Below are 18,893 nucleotides of genomic sequence, written 5' to 3' on the forward strand. Positions count from 1 at the left end.
CGCGCGGAGCTGGCCGTGCGCGGCGGGCCGGGCTCAGCGCACGACCTGGGCCCAGGAAGCATCCACCGCGTTCTTCTGCTTGGCGGTCAGCGCCTCCAGGTAGTAGAAGCTGCGCCGCTGGTCGCCGGTGACCACCAGCTCCAGGCGTTCGCTGGCCAGCTTGGTCATCGCCGGCGAGTCGATGCGGGTGACCGGGTAGAACAGGGTATCGCGGGAGTTGCGAGTGTTGGCCTCGGCGCTGGCCAGGTAGTCGATGAAGCGGTAGGCCGCGTCGACGTGCTCGGCGTTGCGGGGGATGGCCATGGTGTCGATGAACATCAGCGCGCCTTCGCGCGGGGTGACGAAGCGCAGCGGCGCGCCGCTGTCGGCCGCCTTGAGGACGTGGCCGCTCCAGGCCATGGCCATGCACAGCTTGCCGTTGGCCAACTGGTCGATGTAGGAGCTGTTGCCGAAGCTGGTGGACTTGCCGCGCAGCGCCGCCAGGTCGGCCCCGGCCTGCTGGATCTGCCGCGGGCCGCTGCGGCCGAGCGCCCGGCCCTTGTAGTTGAGCAGCAGCGACACCGCCTCCTCGCGCGCATCGAGCAGACCGATGCCGCACTGGGCCAGGCGGTCGCTGTTCTGCGTATCGAACAGCAGGCCCCAGCTGTCCTCGGGCTGGGTGCCGAGGGTGTCGACCACCTTGGAGACGTTCAGCGCCAGGCCGACGGTGCCCCACAGGTAGGGCACGGCGTAGCGGGTCTGGCCCTCGAAGCTGCTGAGCATGGCCAGCAGATCGGGGTCGACCTGCTTGAGATTGTCCAGCTTGGCGGGATTCAGCGGCTGCAGGCGTTGCGAATCGATCAGCGCCGGCAGATGGAAGTGGGCCGGGAACACCACGTCGTAACGGATGCCGAAGCCGACGTCGCGCAGCACGTCCTCGGCCTTGGTATAGGTGGTGTACTCCACCTTGATGCCGCTCTGCTTCTCGAACGCCTCGATCACCCCGGGCGACAGGCGACCCTCCCAGCCATACACCCGCACCACTTCGGCAGCCTGTGCCAGGGTCGCGCCCAGCCCGAGACCGAGCGCCAACGCCATACGCTTCAACATCATCCTGCTCCTCATTGTTCTTGTCGGAGCGAGGTGGATCCATGGGGTCGGTCCATGACCGCGACCTCGCGCGCAGGATTTAACCGAGCCCTACTACTTTTGTCGCATACGCGCGCTCGATTGGTGACGGACGTCACACTTTCAGGACAGGAACTGGCTCAGCGCGGCGCGCAGCTTGCCGGGCTTGACCGGCTTGTTGAGCAGCGGGATGCCCAGCTGGTGCAGATGGCGACGGCACTGCTCGCTGCGCTCGGCGGTGATGATCACCGCCGGCAGGGGCAGGTGGCTTTCCTCGCGCAGGCTGTGGATCAGGTCGCAGCCATTGGCGCCCTGGTCGAGGTGGTAGTCGACCAGCAGCAGCTCCGGCTGCCAGCCCGCGAGCTGCCCGCGCGCCTCCTCCAGGCCGTCGGCCAGGCGCACCTCGCAGCCCCACTGGGTGAGCAGCGCCTGCATGCTCTGCTGGATGTCCGGCTCGTTGTCGACCACCAGCACGCGGCGTCCCGGCAGCGGGTTGCCCGGGCTCTCCTGCGGCCGCGCCACCGGGGCCGCCGCCACGTACTCGGCGAGCGGCACCTCGATGCTGAACAGCGAACCGCACCCCGGCAGCGACTGCACGCGGACGCGGTAGTCGAGCATGCGCGCGATGCGCTCGACGATGGCCAGGCCCAGGCCGACACCCTTGCGCTCGGCCGCGCGACTGGCCTCGAGCTGGTTGAACTCGAGGAAGATCTCCTCGAGCTTGTCCGCCGGGATGCCGCGGCCGGTGTCGGCCACCTGGATCGACAGATAGCCGCCGCGCCGGCGGCAGCCGAGCAGCACGCGACCGTCGCTGGTATAGCGGCAGGCGTTGCTGAGGAAGTTGCGCAGGATGCGGGTGAGCAGGCGGAAGTCGGTGTGCACCGCCAGGCGCGGGATGCGCACGCGCAACTGGAGGCCGGCGGCCTCGGCCACCGACTGGAACTCCGAGGCCAGCGGCGCCAGCAGTTCGTCGAGACGGTACACCGCGAGGTCGGGGCGAATCGCCCGGCTGTCCAGGCGGGCGATGTCGAGCAGGTCGGCGAGCAGGTCCTCGGCGCCCTCCAGGGCCTGGTGGGTGCGCTCGACCAGGGTGCCCTCGGCGGCCGGCAGGTTGCGCTCGCGCAGGGTGGAAATCAGCAGACGCGCGGCGTTCAGCGGCTGCAGCAGGTCGTGGCTGGCCGCCGCCAGGTACTTGTCCTTGCTCTGGTTGGCCGCCTCGGCGGCATCGCGCGCCTCGCGCAGCTCGCACTGCACGCGCTCGCGCTCGCGGATCTCCTGCTGCAGGTGGCGGTTGGCCTCGAGCAGCTCGGCGGTACGCGCCGCCACTCGCCGCTCCAGCTCCACGTTCAGCTGCTGCTGGCGCAGCTGCGCCTGCTTGCGCTCGGTGATGTCGGCGACGAAGCCCTCGACCAGGCCCTCCTCGTCAGGCTTGAGCAGCAGGTTCATCAGCACGTCGATGTGGCTGCCGTCGCGGCGACGCAGCTGGGTCTCGTAGCCGAACAGGCCGTTGCCCTGGCGTAGCACCGCACCGATCCGCTTCAGCTCCTCGGCGCCGCCGACGAACAGCTGTTCGGCCAGGTCGGTCCGCGACCACAGCACCTGCTGCGGGTCCTCGTAGCCCAGCATGTGCGCCAGCGCCGGATTGGCGGCGAGGATGCCGTGGTTGAGGTTGCCCTGGAAGATGCCGTGCACGGCGTGCTCGAACAGCCACTTGTAGCGGTTGCGCTCGCGCTCCAGCTCGTCGAGGCGCGCCGACAGCTCGGGGTAGTAGCTCTTGCGCGCCGAATGGCTGCCCAGGCCGAGCAGGTCGGCAACGTCCGGACGCGGCGCCGGCGCGGCGGCAGCCGCCTCCTGGCCTGCCGGTCCGGCGCTGCCGGGCCGCAATTCAGAGGGCTTCGCCATATACCACCTCGACGTCGCGCTGAGTCGACTGCCGCGGATTGGTGAGGATGCACGGGTCCTGCATGGCGTGCTGGGACAGGAAGGGGATGTCCGAGCTGCCGACGCCGTGGCGACGCAGGGTCTCCTCGAAGCCGACCGCGTGCTTGAAGGCGATCAGGTGCTCGACCAGGCGGCTGCGCACCTGGTGCGAGGTCAGTCCGCGGCAGTCGAGGCCGAGGGTCTCGGCGACAATGCGGAAGCGCTCCGGCGCGGCGTCGAAGTTGAACGCCACCACGTGCTCGACCAGTGCGGCGTTGCACAGGCCGTGCGGCAGGTCGAGGAAGCCGCCAAGGCTGTGGCTCATGGCGTGCACTGCGCCAAGGATCGCGTTGGAGAAGGCAAGCCCCGCCTGCATGCTGCCGAGCATGATCTTCTCGCGCAGGGCGATGTCGTGGGGGGTGGCGATCATCGCCTCCAGGTTGCCGCCGATCAGGCGCATCGCCTCCAGCGCGTGCGGGTCGGTGAGCGGGCCGGCACCGGTGGAGACGTAGGCCTCGATGGCGTGCACCAGGGCGTCGATGCCGGTACAGGCGGACAGGAAGGGATCCATGCTCACAGTGGTCTCCGGGTCGATCAGCGACACATCGGGAACCACCGCCTTGCTGACGATGGAGAACTTCATCCGCTCGGCCTGGTTGGAGATGATCACGAACTGCGACACGTCCGCCGAGGTGCCGGCGGTGGTGGGAATCAGGATCAAGGGCGGACTGGGCACGCGGATGGTGTCCACGCCCTCGAACTCGAGGATGCTGCGCCCATGCGCGGCGACGATGCCGATGCCCTTGGCGCAGTCCATCGGGCTGCCGCCGCCCACCGCGACTATCACGTCGCAGCCGCTGGCGCGGTACAGCTCGGCGCCGATCATCACTTCCTCGGAGCGCGGGTTGGGCGACACCCCGGTGAACAGCACGTGGGCGATGCCCTGGCGATCGAGGCTGGCCAGCACGTCGCCCACCCAGCCCGCCGCCTGCACGCCGGGATCGGAGACCACCAGAACCTTGCGGGCACCGAAGGTCGCGGCATAGTTGCCGACCGAGTGGCGGGAACCGGCGCCGAAGATGATCTCCGGGCTGACGAACTTGCGAAGCGGCGAGATGGACATGCAGAAACCTGACGGCATCATTGTTGTTATGGGGTGTGTTATCGGCAACAGCCTACTGCATTGCTGGGGCATTGCAATCCACCGAAGGTGAGCGGCCCTGCGCCGATGCCAGCGGTCTAATCGAGCAACTCCCGGTAGAACGCCCACTCGCGGTGCAGGGCGTCGGCCAGATGGTCGGCCTGGCGGAAACCGTGCCGCTCGTCCGGATAGAGCCGGTATTCGACCGCCACGCCGTTGCCGCGCAGGGCGGCGACCATCGTTTCGGTCTGCGCCGGCACCACCACGGCGTCCAGGCCCCCCTGGAAAAAGATCACCGGCGCAGCAATGCGCCCGGCATGATACAGCGGTGTGCGCGCCGCGTAGCGTTCGGCGTCGCGCAGCGGATCGCCGATCAGCCAGTCCAGATAGTCGCCCTCGAACTTGTGGGTGGCGCGGCGCAGGGCCAGCGGGTCGCTGACCCCGTACAGGCTGGCGCCGCCGCGGAACAGCGCGTGGAAGGCCAGCGCGCACAGCGCGGTATAGCCACCGGCGCTGGCGCCGCGGATAAAGGCGCGCGCGGCATCCACCAGGCCCCGCTCGCCCAGATGGCGCACCAGCGCGCAGGCATCCTCCACCTCGATATCGCCCCACGCGCCCTTAAGACGCAGCCGGCAGGCGCGACCGAAGCCGCTGGAGCCGCGGTAGTTGAGGTCGGCGACGGCGAAACCGCGCTGGGTCCAGAACTGGATGCGCGGATCGAACACCGGGTAGCAGGCCGAGGTCGGCCCGCCGTGCAGGAACAGCACCAGCGGCGGCCGCGCGCCGACCGGCAGCGTGCAGGCGGCGTTGCGCGGCGGATAGAAGAAGGCCTGGGCGCTCTCGCCCTCGCCCGTGGCGAAGCGCACCGACTGCGGGCGGGACAGTTCGGCCTCGGCCAGCGGCTGCGCGCCGCCGGCAAGGATGCGCCACTCACCCGAGTCGCGGGCGATGGCCAGCACCGCCGGCAGCCGGTCGGGCGCGGCGGCGATGCAGTAGAAGTGCGTGGCGTCGGCGGCCAGCTGGCGGAAACGGCTGAACTCGCTGGCCAGCCGTCGCTCGCGACCGGCGCCGTCGCGCTCGACCAGCAGGCCCCAGCCCTCGTCCAGACGCGCCAGCAGCCAGCCGCCCTGTTCCAGCGGCAGGTGGCTGACCGTGCCCAGTTGCCAGGGCGCCGGGGCGTGGTCGGCCGCGGCCATGGGCAGAGATTCGCTCCAGCCGGCCCCGTCGACGGTGGACAAGGCTGCGCCGTTGTCCACCCTACGTTCGACCTCGGCCGCAGGATGGCCGGAAACGGGGGTCCATCGACCGCCCTGCTCGCTCCACGGCTGCCACCAGCCGGCGCGGTCGCTCAGGCAGCTCAGACGGCCGTCGGCGGTAAAGGCGGGCTGCTGCAGGGACTGGTCGCCGGCGGCGCCGGCCACCACCTCGAACGCGCCCAGCACGCCATCGGCAGCGACCGCCGCCCGGCACAGGCGGGTACTGGTCCAGGGCAGCTCGGGGCGATCCCACTCGATCCAGGCCAGCTGGCGGCCATCGGCGGACAGCCGCGGCGCCGCGTAGAAGTCGGCGCCCTCGGCCAGCACGCGGCGCGTGCCGTCGGCCAGCGCCAGGCTGACCAGGCGGTGCACCACCGCCCCCTGCTCGCGGCGCTCCTCCACCGCCAGCACGGCCCGCCAGGCCGGCGCGAAGTGCAGGTCGCCGTAGCGACAGTCGGGATTGGCGGTCAGCGCCTGCAAGGCGCCGGGCGTGCCATCGGCCGCCACCGTGAGCAGATGGACCTGCTGGTCCGCCTCGCCGACCAGCGCCACGCCGCCGTCCACCACGCAGAAGGCGCCGCCGCCGTATTCGTAGACCCGGCTGCGCACCGAGAAGCCCGGCGCGCTGAGGCGCCGCGCGCCGCCCGCGTGCCACAGCCACAGGCTGCAGACGGCTTCGCGCGGATCGAATTCGAGCCATAGCAGCCCACCGAGGCCGGTGCGCAGTTCGGCGAAGTCGCAACTGGCCGCCGCGGCCTGCTCGGCCGACCAGCCGCTCGGCCAGTCGCCGCACGCCAGCGGGTGCGGAGCGGACGACGGCGCAGCCTTATCCACCGCGCAGACCTCGACGCGGCACAAGGCCGATGTGGTTTTCCATGGAGCGGCCACCCGGGGGACGGCCATCCAAGGGGCGGCCGTCCGCGGGGTGCCGATCCACGGCGCGGCCATTCGCGGGATAGCTCTCCACAGGGTGGCTGCCCACCCCAGCGACCGTACCCACCTGCCCCTCAGCTCTTGCAGATCAGCTGCGAGGCATGCACGTTGCGGTGGGTCAGCTCGTCCAGCCCCTTGGGCGCCTCCTCGGCCTGGCGCCGGGCGTCGAGGATCAGGCCGTGGTGCTGCGACTTGCCGCACACCGGGTCGGCGTTATCGGCGTCGCCGGTGAGCATGAACGCCTGGCAGCGGCAGCCCCCGAAGTCGCGGTCCTTCTCGTCGCAGGAGCGGCACGGCTCGGGCATCCAGTCGTCGCCGCGGTAGCGGTTGAAGCCGAAGGAGTCGTACCAGATGTGCTTGAGGCTGTGCTCGGTGACCTTGGGGAACTGCACCGGCAGCATCTTGGCGCTGTGGCAGGGCAACGCGGTGCCGTCCGGGGTGATGTCGAGGAACAGGCTGCCCCAGCCGTTCATGCAGGCCTTGGGGCGCTCCTCGTAGTAGTCGGGGGTGACGAAGATCAGCTTGCAGGGGTGACCCTGCGCGGCCAGCTTGGCGCGCCACTCGTTGGTGATGCGCTCGGCGCGCTCCAGCTGCGCCTTGGTCGGCAGCAGCCCTGCGCGATTGAGCTCGGCCCAGCCGTAGAACTGGCAGGTGGCCAGCTCGACGAAGTCGGCCTCCAGCTCGATGCACAGCTCGATGATCCGCTCGATGTTGTCGATGTTGTGCCGGTGGGTGACGAAGTTGAGCACCATCGGGTAGCCGTGCTTCTTCACCGCGCGGGCCATCGCCAGCTTCTGCGCGAAGGCCTTGCTGGAGCCGGCGAGCAGGTTGTTCACCTCCTCGTCGGCGGCCTGGAAGCTGATCTGGATGTGGTCCAGACCGGCCTCGGCGAACTCGGCGATGCGCTCCTCGGAGAGGCCGATCCCCGAGGTGATCAGATTGGTGTAGTAGCCCAGCTCGCGCGCGGCGCGGATCAGCTCGGTGAGGTCCTGGCGCACCAGCGGCTCGCCGCCGGAGAAGCCGAGCTGGGCGGCGCCCAGCTCGCGGGCCTGACGGAACACCTCGATCCACTGCGCGGTGGTGAGTTCCTCGCTCTGCTTGGCGAAATCCAGCGGGTTGGAGCAGTACGGGCACTGCAGCGGGCAGCGGTAGGTCAGCTCGGCCAGCAGCCACAACGGCGGGCCGGGAATGTGTCCCGGCTTAGCGAAACTCGATCCAGAATCGTTCACGCGCCACCTCCAGGAAAACCATGATGTCTTCGGCGATGCCCTGAACGTCCGGGAAGCGCGCGCTCAGATCGGCGACGATCGCGCCGATGCTGCGTTGTCCGTCGACCTCGGCGAGGATCGCCCCGGCGCTGTCGTTGAGCTTGATCATACCCTCGGGATAGAGCAATACGTGACAGCCCTGCGCCGGCTCCCACTGGAAGCGGAAGCCACGGCGCAGCACCGGCACCAGTTCGGTGTTCAAACCACTCACAGCGCGATCCCCTTGTGCCAGACGCGCTCGGCGGTGACGGTGTGATAGGGCGGACGGTTCAGCTCGTAGGCCATGCTCATGGCGTCGAGCATGCTCCACAGCACGTCGAGCTTGAACTGCAGGATCTCCAGCATGCGCTGCTGGGCTTCGACGGTGGTGTAGTGGTCGAGGGTGATGCGTAGGCCGTGCTCGACGTCGCGGCGGGCTTCCTTCAGGCGCTTGCGGAAGTAGTCGTAGCCGCCGGCCTCGATCCACGGGTAGTGCGCCGGCCAGCTGTCCAGGCGCGACTGGTGAATGGTCGGCGCGAACAGCTCGGTCAGCGAGCTGCTGGCCGCTTCCTGCCAGGACGCGCGGCGCGCGAAGTTGACGTAGGCATCCACCGCGAAGCGCACACCGGGCAATACCAGTTCCTGGGACAACAACTGCTCGCGCTTGAGCCCCACCGCCTCGGCCAGACGCAGCCAGGCCTCGATGCCACCCTCCTCGCCCGGGGCACCGTCGTGGTCGATGATGCGCTGGATCCACAGCCGGCGGGTCTCGCGGTCCGGGCAGTTGGCCATGATCGCCGCATCCTTCACCGGGATGCACACCTGGTAGTAGAAGCGGTTGGCCACCCAGCCCTGGATCTGCTCGCGGGTCGCGCGGCCTTCGTACATGGCGACGTGGAAGGGGTGGTGGATGTGGTAGTAGGCACCCTTGGCGCGCAGCGCCTGCTCGAACTCGGCGGGGCTCATGGCAGTCTGGGTCATCGTGGCTCCTCGGTGGCCGCAGTCGATGCGGCGCGTTGTTGTTCTGGGATCTGGCACCTTGCGCAGGGCGGGTCAGGCCGCAGGCCCTAACCCACCACCCGGCCGCAAGGCCGGCAATCGCGATGCCTGAGGGCATCTCTGGCGGGTTGCGCCGCCACGCGGCCAACCCACCCGACGATCGGGTTTACAACTCGATGCTCATGCCGTCCCAGGCGACCTCGACCCCACGCGCGTTGAGTTCGCCGCGCTCGAGCGAGTCCTCGTCGAGGATCGGGTTGGTGTTGTTGATGTGGATGAGCACCTTGCGCTGACGCGGCAGACGCTCGAGCAGCTCGAGCATGCCGCCCTCGCCGCTCTGCGGCAGGTGACCCATCTCGCTGCCGAGCTTGGTGCCGCAGCCGGCATGGATCATCTCGTCGTCGCGCCACAGCGTGCCGTCGACCAGCAGGCAGTCGGCGCGGCCCATCCACTCCAGCAGCTCGTCGCTCACCTGGCCGAGGCCGGGCGCGTAGAACAGGCGCCCGCCGGTGCGGCTGTCCTCGACCAAGAGGCCCAGGTTGTCACCGGGGTGCGGATCGTTGCGGTGCGGCGAGTAGGGCGGTGCCGCGCTGCGCAGCGGAATCGGGGTGAAACGCAGCGCCGGGCAGGCGTCGACCACGAAGCTGCGATCCAGCTCGATGCGTTTCCAGTTCAGGCCGCCGTTCCAGTGGCTGAGCATGTTGAACAGCGGGAAGCCGGTGGTCAGGTCCTGGTGGACCATCTCGCTGCACCACACCTCGTGCGGGCAGCCCTCGCGCAGGGTGAGCAGGCCGGTGGTGTGGTCGATCTGGCTGTCGAGCAGGATCAGCGCGCTGATCGCCGTGTCGCGCACCGCGCGGGCGGGCTGCAGGGCCGGGAAGGCCTCGATCTGCGCGCGGATGTCGGGCGAGGCGTTGCAGATGATCCAGTTGACCCCGTCGTCGGACAGGGCGATGGACGACTGGGTGCGCGGGGTGACACTCAGGGTACCTTCGCGCAGGCCGCGGCAGTTGCGGCAGTTGCAGTTCCACTGGGGAAAGCCGCCACCGGCGGCGGAACCGAGAATACGGATGTACATGGGGGAGTCCCCGGGCGGGAAGCCCCGGACAGGCCGGGGCTATGTTGGATCAACGATTGGCGAAATACATGGTTACTTCGAAGCCAATACGCAGATCGGTGAAGGCGGGCTTGGTCCACATGGCGCAGTCCTCTTGTTGTCGAAACCGGTGAATTCCGGCAAGACAGTTATGCGCCCTAAATCGGAGCGGCCAAATGGTACTTTGGAAGGAGGCCCGGCTGTCGTTGGTAGCCCTCGACCGGCGTCGTCCGGGAGTATGGCCGCGGGCCGCCCCGGCCAAAGACGCGCATAAAAAAACGCGGCCCAGGGCCGCGTTTCGACAGGGGGGGCGCCGTGCGCCACGGGTATCTTCCGGAGCCCCCCTGCCCGGCGGGGCGTCGACAAGTCACAAAAAACCGGCGCACCGTTTCCAGTGCGCCGGCGAGGAGTGACACGGGGAGAAAAGGCGGGAGCGACCGGACCACGCTCAGAGCCGGTCGCGCCCGAAAGGGGACAGCCCCTTAGAAGAAGCCCAGCGGGTTGATGTCGTAGCTGACCAGCAGGTTCTTGGTCTGCTGGTAGTGGTCGAGCATCATCTTGTGGGTCTCGCGGCCCACGCCGGATTTCTTGTAGCCACCGAATGCGGCGTGCGCCGGGTACAGGTGGTAGCAGTTGGTCCACACGCGACCGGCCTTGATGCCGCGACCCATGCGGTAGGCACGGTTGATGTCGCGGGTCCACACGCCGGCGCCCAGGCCGAACTCGGTGTCGTTGGCGATCGCCAGCGCCTCGGCCTCGTCCTTGAAGGTGGTCACGCCGACCACCGGGCCGAAGATCTCCTCCTGGAACACGCGCATGTCGTTGGTGCCCTTGATCAGGGTCGGCTGGATGTAGTAGCCGCTGGCCAGGCTGCCCTCGAGCTTCTCGGCGGCACCGCCGGTGAGGATCTGCGCACCCTCGGTGCGGGCCACCTCGAAGTAGGAGAGGATCTTCTCGAACTGCTGGTCGGAGGCCTGGGCGCCCACCATGGTGGTGGTGTCCAGCGGGTTACCGCGCTTGATCTGGCCGATCTTCTTCATCACCACGGCCATGAAGTCTTCGTAGATCGACTCCTGGATCAGCGCGCGCGACGGGCAGGTGCACACCTCGCCCTGGTTGAAGAAGGCCAGCACCAGGCCTTCGGCGGCCTTCTCGATGAACTCCGGCTCGGCGCGCATGATGTCTTCGAAGAAGATGTTCGGCGACTTGCCGCCCAGCTCGACGGTGCTCGGAATGATGTTCTCGGCGGCGCAGCGCATGATGTGCGAGCCGACCGGGGTGGAGCCGGTGAAGGCGATCTTGGCGATGCGGGTGCTGGTGGCCAGCGCCTGGCCGGCTTCGCGGCCGAAGCCCTGGACGATGTTGAGCACGCCGGCCGGCAGCAGGTCGCCGATCAGCTCGATCAGCACCATGATCGACAGCGGGGTCTGCTCGGCGGGTTTCAGCACGATGCAGTTGCCGGCGGCCAGGGCCGGGGCCAGCTTCCAGGCGGCCATCAGCAGCGGGAAGTTCCACGGAATGATCTGGCCGACCACGCCCAGCGGCTCGTGGAAGTGGTAGGCGGCGGTGGTGTCGTTGATCTCGGCGGCGGCGCCTTCCTGGGCGCGGATGCAGCCGGCGAAGTAGCGGAAGTGGTCGGCGGCCAGCGGTACGTCGGCGTTGAGGGTCTCGCGCACGGCCTTGCCGTTGTCCCAGGTCTCGGCGACGGCGAGCACTTCGAGGTTCTGCTCGATGCGGTCGGCGATCTTCAAGAGGATCAGCGCACGGTCCTGCACGGAGGTGCGGGCCCAGCCGTCGGCGGCGGCGTGGGCGGCGTCCAGCGCCAGCTCGATGTCTTCGGCGGTGGAGCGGGGGAATTCGGCGATCACCTCGCCGGTGACCGGCGTGGTGTTGGTGAAGTACTGGCCCTTGACCGGCGCGACGAACTCGCCGCCGATGTAGTTGGCATAGCGCGGCTTGAAGGAAACGATGGCGCCTTCGGTACCCGGTTGTGCGTAGATCATGCTGATGGCCTCTCTTTTATTGTCGCTGTCCGGACTGGTTCTGGTTTGTGCGGACTGTGAGTTGATGGTGGCAGTCCATGCACGGTGTCGGTATGCGCCGATGGAAGGCAGAAGCTCGTTATTTGGTAGTAACGGCCGCAGGAAAGTTTGCACGGGACCGGGCAAAGCGCAAGGCGCCTGCCCGCTGCCGGCGCCTCGGTCTTCGGGCCTCAGGCCGCAGCGGGCACCGGCGCCCCGGCGGTCGACGCCGAGACCGGCGGCTGCGCGACCTCCGGCAGGTAGCCCAGGCGCAGGCCGCCCCAGTGGCGACCGTGGATGAAGATCGGCACCGAGAGGTCGTGCATCAGCTCGCCAGTGTCGCGGGTGTAGGTCTGCATCAGCAGCGCCTGCCGGTGGCTGCCGCAGCGGATGCCGGTACGATCGGTGAAGATGCGCTTGCTGCGGCTGTGGGCCATGTCGACCTGGGCGTCGCCGGTGAGCGGCTGACTGAAGGCCAGGTTGTGGGTCGGCACATAGCCGTCCGGCGTACAGGCGATGGCGAACACCACCCCCTCGTGACGCTCGAGCAGCGGCTCCTGGATGGCCGGCAGCACCTCGTCGGTGAAACGGTCGAAGCGGCTGCTGAATTTCTGCGGATGGGTAGCGGGGATCGGCTGGTAATGGCGATCGAACAGGTCGTCGAGGCCGATCCGCCCGCCCTTGATGGCCGCCTCGAACTGCCGGGTGATCGCCTGCGCCCCTTCGCGGGCCAGGTCGTAGACGCGCTGGTGGTAGTCGTCGAGGGCCACCTCGGCAAGTTGCTCGCTGATGGTCTCGGTCAGCTCCTCGAGTTTCATCGCCTCGTCCTCCAGACGGCGGGTCTGCTCGTCGCTCACCGCCAGGTCGCTGCGCATCTGTTCCACCGCCTCGAACAGGCTGCCGAGCTGTCGGCGGTTGTCGTCCGAGCCGGCGGCGATCTCGCTGATCTGCCGCTCGACGCCCACCGACAGCGCGGCGATGCTGTCCAGGTGCTGGCCGGCGCGCTCCACCTCGGCCACTCCGGCGACCAGCTCGGCGGGCAGGCTGCGGATCTGCTCGACTACCTCGCTGGTCTGGCGCTGGATTTCGCCGATCATCGTGCCCACCTCGGCGGTCGCCGCGGCGGTGCGTCCGGCCAGGCTGCGCACCTCGCCGGCCACCACGGCGAAACCGCGGCCATGCTCGCCGGCGCGGGCCGCCTCGATCGCCGCGTTGAGCGCCAGCAGGTTGGTCTGGCTGGCGATCTCCTGGATCACCCCGGTAACCCTCTGGATCTCCGCGCTGCGCCGGTTCAGTTCCTCGATCAGCACGCGGCTGGCGCCGGCCTGCTGGCGCAGCTGCTGCATCCGCCCGATGGTGTCGACCAGCACGCGGCGGCCGGCCTCGCTGCTCTGCCGCGCCTCGACGGCGGCTTCCACCGCTTGCTTGCTGAGCGCCGAAGTCTGCGCCTCGGTGGCGATCATCACCTCGGCGCTGCCGACGATGCGCGCCGCGGCTCCGACCTGCGACTCGACCCGCGCCGCCAGGTGCTGCACCGAATAAGCGACACCGGCCGCCGACAGCGCATTGTGGCTGACGGAATAGGACAGGCCACGGGCCAGCTTGCCGACATCGACGGTCGTCGCCTCCCGTCGGCCGCCCCACCGACGCCGCCAGGCCAGCGCCAGCCAGGGCAGAGCGAGCAGCAGGGCCAGACACAGCCAGAGCGGCAGCCAGGCCTGCGCCTGGGCCAGCAGCAGCAGCGCCGCGCCGACGCCCAAGGCCAGGCGCTCGACAACCGTGCGGGAAAGGATGGATGACATGGGGGCTCCTCGCGGGAAGCGGACCACCGCAGGCATCACGGAGAAGAGGCCACCGGCCATCCGTGGCTGCCGCCGGCGCTCCGGCATTGTTCTTGTTCGAAAAGGCAGTGACGCCGCCCCCTCCTCTGCCGGAGACAGTCGCCCTGCACGTGGGCCATCACTGGTATATCGGCCGCCCGCCAGCGGCCTTGAGCCACCCGCCAGACGAAAACGACGAGGCCGGCAATAAGCCGGCCTCGTGCGTCAGCAATGACGGATCAGCGATTGGCGACCGCCGCGGCCTCCTTCGGCAGCTTGAAGGTCCACACCATGCCGCCCTGGTTGAAGTCCTTGATGCGCTTGGCCACTTCGCCGCCCCACAGCGGTACGGCGCCACCCCAGCCGGAGAGCACGGAGACGTACTGCTCGCCGTCCATCTCCCAGGTGATCGGCGAGCCGATCACGCCCGAGCCGGTGTTGAACTCGTAGAGTTTCTTGCCGGTCTTGGCGTCGAAGCCCATCAGGAAGCCTTCCGGGTTGCCGGTGAATACCAGGTTACCCTTGGTGGCCAGCACGCCGCCCCACAGCGGTGCGTAGTTCTTGTAGCGCCAGACTTCCTTGCCGGTCTTCGGATCGATGGCGCGCAGCACACCGATGTAGTCGTCGTTGAGCGGATGGATGGTGAAGCCGGCACCCAGGTAGGCGGCGCCCTTCTTGTAGGCGGTGCCTTCGTTCCAGATGTCCATGCCCCACTCGTTGGACGGCACGTAGAACAGCCCGGTGTCCTGGCTGTAGGCCATCGGCATCCAGTTCTTGCCACCCAGGAACGACGGCGCGACGAACACGCTCTTGCCCTGCGCACCGGCTTCGCTCGGCTTGCCCGGACGGTTTTCCTCGTTGTAGAGCGGACGACCTTCCTTATCCAGGCCCTTGGCCCAGGTGATCTTGTCGACGAACGGGAAGCCGCGGATGAACTTGCCGTTGGTGCGGTCGAGCACGTAGAAGAAGCCGTTACGGTCGGCGGTGGCCGCGGCCTTCACGGTCTTGCCGCCTTCCTGGTAGTTGAACGACACCAGCTCGTTGACGCCGTCGAAGTCCCAGCCGTCGTGCGGGGTGGTCTGGAAGTGCCACTTGATGGTGCCGTCGTCCGGGTTCAGCGCCAGACGCGAGGAGGAGTACAGGTTGTCGCCCGGGCGCAGGTGCGAGTTCCACGGCGACGGGTTGCCGGTACCGAACAGCAGCTGGTTGGTTTCCGGGTCGTAGTAGCCGCCCAGCCACGGGGCCGCGCCACCGGTCTTCCACAGGTCGCCCGGCCAGGTCTTGCCCTGGCCCGCGCCGGTCAGGCCGTTCTCGACCGGCTTGCCGTCCTTGTAGACGAAGCCCATGTGACCTTCGACGGTCGGGCGGGTCCACAGCAGTTCGCCGTTGGTGGGGTTGTAGGCTTCGATCTTGCCGACCACGCCGAATTCGCCACCGGACACGCCGGTGATCAGCTTGCCATTGACCACCAGCGGAGCCGCGGTAATCGAGTAGCCGGCCTTGTAGTCGGCCACGGTCTTCTTCCACACCACCTTGCCGGTGTCCTTGTTCAGGGCGACCAGTTTGGCGTCGAGGGTGCCGAAGATCACCAGGTCGCCGTACAGGGCGACACCGCGGTTGATCACGTCACAGCAGGGCATGATGCCGTCGGGCAGACGGGCGTCGTACTGCCACAGTTCCTTGCCGGTCTTGGCGTCGACCGCGAACACGCGCGAGTAGGAGGCGGTCATGTACATCACGCCATCCTTGACCATCGGCTGGGCCTGCTGGCCGCGCTGCTTCTCGCCACCGAAGGAGAAGGCCCACACCGGGCGCAGCTGGGTGACGTTGTCGGCGTTGAGCTTGTCCAGGGTGCTGTAGCGCTGGCCTTGGGTACCGATACCGTTGGTCACCACGTCGCCGGGGGTCTGGGCGTCCTTGGCGATGTCGTCGTCGGTGACTGCCCAGGCAGACATGCCGGACAGCGCCAGCGCAAGGCTCAGGGCGGTCCGGGCAAAGGAATTGGTGAGACCGGAGTGCTTCATTGCGGCTACCTCTGCGGGTTCATTGTTATCGCCGGGAGTTTTTCCCGGTCTGTAGCGAATTCTTCGCCGCAGGGGATAGCGCAACAATTGAACGCGGGGAGCAAAGACATGCTTCCTTGGTAGCAATACCGCCCCGCGAGGCCCGTGCGACGGGGGTATGGCCGCCATCCAGACGCCCCCGTCCCTTCGCGATCTCGCCCTGCCCTGAGTAGTGAAGCGGGTTCCCCCGGCATTCGCCACGCGGCGGGTGAGCGAGCGGCCGGCCGCAGCCTCTGGAGAGGAACACCGTCCGGCGAGGACTGCCGGCAGGCTACGGGCCACTTCTATTGCCGTCGTTTCCGGGGAACCGGGTCGCCTCCGGTGCGCCGACCTTATACCCCTCCGCGCCAGCCCCAGTGCCGTCGATGACGCCGCAGCGCGCAGCGCCACGCGACATCCGCGGCCGTCCGCTGTCGTCCCGCGCCGCCCGGCCGCCGGCGCCCGAGGGGACAGGTCAGTTTGAGCATTTTCACGTCGCAAATAGGCAAATGGGCTGTCGGCCTATTTCGCACAATCGATCCAACACGCTTTCCAGCCGGCGGTCGCCGGCATCCCGTCGCCCTCCTGGATTCGTGGCGACACGCACCGGACAGGACGACGGGGTGCGGGAGGCACGCCCCGATCAGACCGGGCCTGGGCAGCCCTAATCCAACAGACGACCGCAAGGTGTCGCAGGGAGATCAGAGATGTTCAGCAAACAAGACCAGATTCAGGGCTACGACGACGAACTGATGGCGGCGATCGACGCCGAAGAAGCGCGCCAGGAGCACCACATCGAACTGATCGCCTCGGAAAACTACACCAGCAAGCGCGTCATGCAGGCCCAGGGCAGCGGCCTGACCAACAAGTACGCCGAAGGCTATCCGGGCAAGCGCTACTACGGCGGCTGCGAGCACGTCGACAAGGTCGAGGCGCTGGCCATCGCCCGCGCCAAGGAGCTGTTCGGCGCCGACTACGCCAACGTCCAGCCGCACTCCGGCTCGCAGGCCAACGCCGCGGTCTACCTGGCCCTGCTGCAGGCCGGCGACACCATCCTGGGCATGAGCCTGGCCCACGGCGGCCACCTGACCCACGGCGCCAAGGTGTCGTCCTCCGGCAAGCTGTACAACGCCGTGCAGTACGGCCTGAACCCGGCCACCGGCCTGATCGACTACGACGAGGTCGAGCGTCTGGCCCTCGAGCACAAGCCGAAGATGATCGTCGCCGGCTTCTCCGCCTACTCCAAGACCCTCGACTTCCCGCGCTTCCGCGAGATCGCCGACAAGGTGGGCGCCTACCTGTTCGTCGACATGGCCCACGTCGCCGGCCTGGTCGCCGCCGGCCTGTACCCCAACCCGATCCCCTTCGCCGACGTGGTCACCACCACCACCCACAAGACCCTGCGCGGCCCGCGCGGCGGCCTGATCCTGGCCAAGAGCAACGAGGAGATCGAGAAGAAGCTCAACGCCGCGGTATTCCCCGGCGCCCAGGGCGGCCCGCTGATGCACGTGATCGCCGCCAAGGCGGTGTGCTTCAAGGAAGCGCTGGAGCCGGGCTTCAAGGACTACCAGGCACAAGTGATCAAGAACGCGCAGACCATGGCCAAGGTGTTCATCGACCGTGGCTACGACGTGGTTTCCGGCGGCACCGACAACCACCTGTTCCTGGTCAGCCTGATCAAGCAAGGGTTGACCGGCAAGGACGCCGACGCCGCCCTCGGCCGCACCGGCATCACCGTCAACAAGAACGCGGTGCCGAACGATCCGCAGTCGCCGTTCGTGACCTCGGGCATCCGCATCGGCACCCCGGCGATCACTACCCGCGGCCTCAAGGAAACCCAGAGCGCCGAACTGGCCATGTGGATCTGCGACGTCCTCGACCACCTCGGCGACGCCGACGTCGAGGCCCAGGTGGCGCGCCAGGTGGCCGGCCTGTGCGCGGACTACCCTGTGTACCGCTGAGCCAACCGCCCCATGCGCGGCCGGGCGGGCAGTAACGCCCACCCGGCCCGATCCTCTCCCGCTGGAGAGGTGCAACGTATCAGGAGCCTCCAGATGCAACGTTATTCCGGCTTCGGCCTGTTCAAGCAATCCCTGAGCCATCACGAGAACTGGCAGCGCATGTGGCGCAACCCGACGCCCAAGCCGGTCTACGATGTGATCATCATCGGCGGTGGCGGCCACGGTCTGGCCACGGCCTACTATCTGGCCAAGGAGCACGGCATCACCAACGTCGCGGTGATCGAGAAGGGCTGGCTGGGCGGCGGCAACACCGCGCGCAACACCACCATCGTGCGTTCCAACTACCTGTGGGACGAGTCGTCGCAACTCTACGAACACTCGCTGAAGCTGTGGGAAGGCCTGTCCCAGGACCTCAACTACAACGTGATGTTCTCCCAGCGCGGCTGCTACCACCTGTGCCACACCCTGCAGGACCTGCGTGACGCCGAACGCCTGGTGAGCGCCAACCTGCTCAACGGCATTCCCAACGAGCTGCTCGACCGCAACCAGGTGGCCGACGAGATCCCCTTCCTCGACTGCAGCAAGAACACCCGCTTCCCGATCCTCGGCGCATCGGTGCAGCGCCGCGCCGGCAACGCCCGCCACGACGCCGTGGCCTGGGGCTACGCCCGCGCCGCCGACGCCCTGGGCGTCGACCTGATCCAGCAGACCGAAGTCACCGGCTTCCGCAAGCAGAACGGCGCGGTGATCGGCGTCGAAACCACCCGCGGCTTCATCGGCGCCAAGCGCGTCGGCATGGTGGTCGCCGGCAACACCAGCCCGCTGGCGGCCAAGGCCGGCTTCCGCCTGCCGCTGGAATCCCACCCGCTGCAGGCGCTGGTGTCCGAGCCGATCAAGCCGATCATCCACAGCGTGATCATGTCCAACGCCGTGCACGGCTACATCAGCCAGTCCGACAAGGGCGACCTGGTGATCGGCGCCGGCATCGACGGCTGGGTCGGCTACGGCCAGCGCGGCTCCTACCCGGTGATCGAGCACACCATCCAGGCCATCGTCGAGATGTTCCCGGTGCTCTCGCGGGTCCGCATGAACCGCCAGTGGGGCGGCATCGTCGACACCACCCCGGACGCCTGCCCGATCATCGGCAAGACCCCGGTGCCCAATCTGTTCATCAACTGCGGCTGGGGCACCGGCGGCTTCAAGGCCACCCCGGGCTCGGGCAACGTGTTCGCCGCCACCCTGGCGCGCGGCGAGCCGCACCCGCTGGCCCGGCCGTTCAACCTCGAGCGCTTCCACACCGGCGCGCTGATCGACGAACACGGCGCCGCCGCCGTCGCCCACTAAGGAGAC

The 18,893-nt window shown here is 68.4% G+C and carries 14 protein-coding genes; 2 read left to right on the top strand and 12 right to left on the bottom strand.

The genetic code is table 11. The features are described 5' to 3' along the window. Positions 1–33 precede the first annotated feature (33 nt). From LMJ29_RS06705 to LMJ29_RS06760, 12 genes are all read right to left on the bottom strand, one after another. Positions 34–1,089: an extracellular solute-binding protein gene (locus LMJ29_RS06705; protein ID WP_229604733.1), complete on the bottom strand. Its 1,056-nt coding sequence runs from the start codon at positions 1,087–1,089 to the stop codon at positions 34–36. Positions 1,090–1,230: 141 nt separating this feature from the next. Then, positions 1,231–3,009 (bottom strand): PAS domain-containing hybrid sensor histidine kinase/response regulator, encoded by a 1,779-nt coding sequence (locus LMJ29_RS06710; RefSeq protein WP_229604734.1) that lies wholly within the window; start codon positions 3,007–3,009, stop codon positions 1,231–1,233. Continuing rightward, positions 2,993–4,150, bottom strand: coding sequence for an alcohol dehydrogenase-like regulatory protein ErcA (gene ercA, locus LMJ29_RS06715; protein ID WP_229604735.1), 1,158 nt, complete (start codon positions 4,148–4,150; stop codon positions 2,993–2,995). Before ercA ends, LMJ29_RS06710 begins: the two co-directional genes overlap by 17 nt. A 116-nt stretch (positions 4,151–4,266) precedes the next feature. Continuing rightward, complete coding sequence (locus tag LMJ29_RS06720) at positions 4,267–6,258, bottom strand: alpha/beta hydrolase family protein (protein ID WP_229604736.1); 1,992 nt, start codon at positions 6,256–6,258, stop codon at positions 4,267–4,269. Positions 6,259–6,431: 173 nt separating this feature from the next. Beyond that, complete coding sequence (gene pqqE / locus LMJ29_RS06725; protein WP_229604737.1) at positions 6,432–7,586, bottom strand: pyrroloquinoline quinone biosynthesis protein PqqE; 1,155 nt, start codon at positions 7,584–7,586, stop codon at positions 6,432–6,434. Then, complete coding sequence (gene pqqD, locus LMJ29_RS06730) at positions 7,558–7,836, bottom strand: pyrroloquinoline quinone biosynthesis peptide chaperone PqqD (protein WP_229604738.1); 279 nt, start codon at positions 7,834–7,836, stop codon at positions 7,558–7,560. Before pqqD ends, pqqE begins: the two co-directional genes overlap by 29 nt. Beyond that, positions 7,833–8,585: a pyrroloquinoline-quinone synthase PqqC gene (pqqC, locus tag LMJ29_RS06735; RefSeq protein WP_229604739.1), complete on the bottom strand. Its 753-nt coding sequence runs from the start codon at positions 8,583–8,585 to the stop codon at positions 7,833–7,835. Before pqqC ends, pqqD begins: the two co-directional genes overlap by 4 nt. A 184-nt stretch (positions 8,586–8,769) precedes the next feature. Then, entirely contained in the window at positions 8,770–9,681 is a 912-nt protein-coding gene (pqqB, locus tag LMJ29_RS06740) for a pyrroloquinoline quinone biosynthesis protein PqqB (RefSeq protein WP_229604740.1), read from the bottom strand. A gap of 49 nt (positions 9,682–9,730) precedes the next feature. Then, positions 9,731–9,802, bottom strand: coding sequence for a pyrroloquinoline quinone precursor peptide PqqA (gene pqqA / locus LMJ29_RS06745; RefSeq protein WP_003253598.1), 72 nt, complete (start codon positions 9,800–9,802; stop codon positions 9,731–9,733). A 379-nt stretch (positions 9,803–10,181) separates the two neighbouring features. Then, the gene (gene exaC / locus LMJ29_RS06750; RefSeq protein WP_229604741.1) at positions 10,182–11,702 is read right to left on the bottom strand and encodes an acetaldehyde dehydrogenase ExaC; all 1,521 of its coding nucleotides are present in this window, start codon (positions 11,700–11,702) and stop codon (positions 10,182–10,184) included. Positions 11,703–11,911: 209 nt separating this feature from the next. After that, complete coding sequence (locus tag LMJ29_RS06755) at positions 11,912–13,609, bottom strand: methyl-accepting chemotaxis protein (protein WP_377656456.1); 1,698 nt, start codon at positions 13,607–13,609, stop codon at positions 11,912–11,914. 170 nt (positions 13,610–13,779) lie between these two features. After that, a complete protein-coding gene (locus LMJ29_RS06760; RefSeq protein WP_229604743.1) occupies positions 13,780–15,564 on the bottom strand; it encodes a PQQ-dependent methanol/ethanol family dehydrogenase in 1,785 nt (594 codons plus the stop codon). Positions 15,565–16,289: 725 nt separating this feature from the next. Between LMJ29_RS06760 and glyA the strand changes: the two genes are divergently transcribed. Together glyA and LMJ29_RS06770 are read left to right on the top strand one after the other, a co-directional pair. Continuing rightward, entirely contained in the window at positions 16,290–17,543 is a 1,254-nt protein-coding gene (glyA, locus tag LMJ29_RS06765; RefSeq protein ID WP_229604744.1) for a serine hydroxymethyltransferase, read from the top strand. A gap of 93 nt (positions 17,544–17,636) precedes the next feature. After that, the gene (locus LMJ29_RS06770) at positions 17,637–18,887 is read left to right on the top strand and encodes a sarcosine oxidase subunit beta family protein (RefSeq protein WP_229604745.1); all 1,251 of its coding nucleotides are present in this window, start codon (positions 17,637–17,639) and stop codon (positions 18,885–18,887) included. The last annotated feature ends 6 nt before the right edge of the window (positions 18,888–18,893 follow it).

It is taken from the genome of Pseudomonas oryzagri, assembly GCF_020831405.1.
GTDB lineage: Bacteria > Pseudomonadota > Gammaproteobacteria > Pseudomonadales > Pseudomonadaceae > Geopseudomonas > Geopseudomonas oryzagri.